The sequence below is a fragment of the Bartonella sp. AA9NXGY genome (assembly GCF_042196845.1).
Lineage (GTDB): Bacteria > Pseudomonadota > Alphaproteobacteria > Rhizobiales > Rhizobiaceae > Bartonella.
The window spans coordinates 1-1,051 of record NZ_JBHIRB010000082.1; the positions used below are offsets into that span (position 1 = coordinate 1).

The window sequence follows — 1,051 nt, forward strand, 5'->3', positions numbered from 1 at the left end:
CTTCCTTATATTCAGCGCCACCACCTAAATAAGTTGCAACAGTCTTATTCGTATCAAAAAGCTGAGAACCATTGACCGCTTCACTTGAGCTTGCAGAAACCTCTCCATTGGAAAGAAACTTAATTTTACTGTTGCCTTTCTCATCACCCTCTCCATGTGTTGCTACAAACGCCTTTTCAGAATCACTCCACAACAACGCATTCTGCTTAATATTTTCAGTAACCTCCGTGTTGTTTTGAGTAAACTCTTTTTGAAGATTCTCAAAAGATGTTCCTACACCAGCAAATGCTTCCGATACAGTATCATACTTCTTCTCTTCAACTTTAGTACCATCCTCATTAACAATCTTAACTTTGAAACTTGGAGCCGTCCAAGCGCCACCTGCATAACTAGCATCACCACCTAAAGACTGCGCAACACTGTTACCTAGAGCATATAGCTGATTTCCTGTTACAGCATCGCTTGAGCTAGCAGTAATATCACCATTTGCAAGTGATGTGATTTTGCTGTGTGTCTTCTCACCATCTTTTTCTCCATGCAAGGCGACAAAAGCACCTTCAGCCTTGCTCCATGATAAAGAATCTTGTGCAAATCCTTCTGAAACTTCCTTAATACGAGCGTTGATAGTGCTCATGCTGTCATTAATGTTATTAAACGCACCTGCAACATTATTACTGCTCTTCTTATCACCTTTCGTACCATCATTGCTGAAAGTCTGAATTTGGAAATCCGGATCTTGCCATTCGCCTTTCTCATTATAACCAGCACCACCACCAAAATAGCCAGCAAACTGTTTTTGCAGATCATAAATCTGTCCACCCGTAATCGCATCACTCGAGCCTGATACTATAGAGCCAGCTGCAAGTGATGTAAGCTTGCTGTTCTCTTTATTGTCCCCATGCGTCGCTACAAACGCCTCTGCGTCCTTATCCCACAACAGCGCATCGCCTTGAACTTCCTGAGTAATATTCGTAATGTTTTCAGTAAGTTCATTAAACTTATTCGTTAGGTTGTTATTCACATTCTTGAAATTCGTATCAATACCTTCAAT

The 1,051-nt window shown here is 41.0% G+C and carries 1 pseudogene; it reads right to left on the reverse strand.

The annotated features are described in order from the left end of the window. Positions 1–1,051 (reverse strand): annotated as a pseudogene (locus tag ACFIM6_RS09905) (hypothetical protein); the annotation flags it as partial.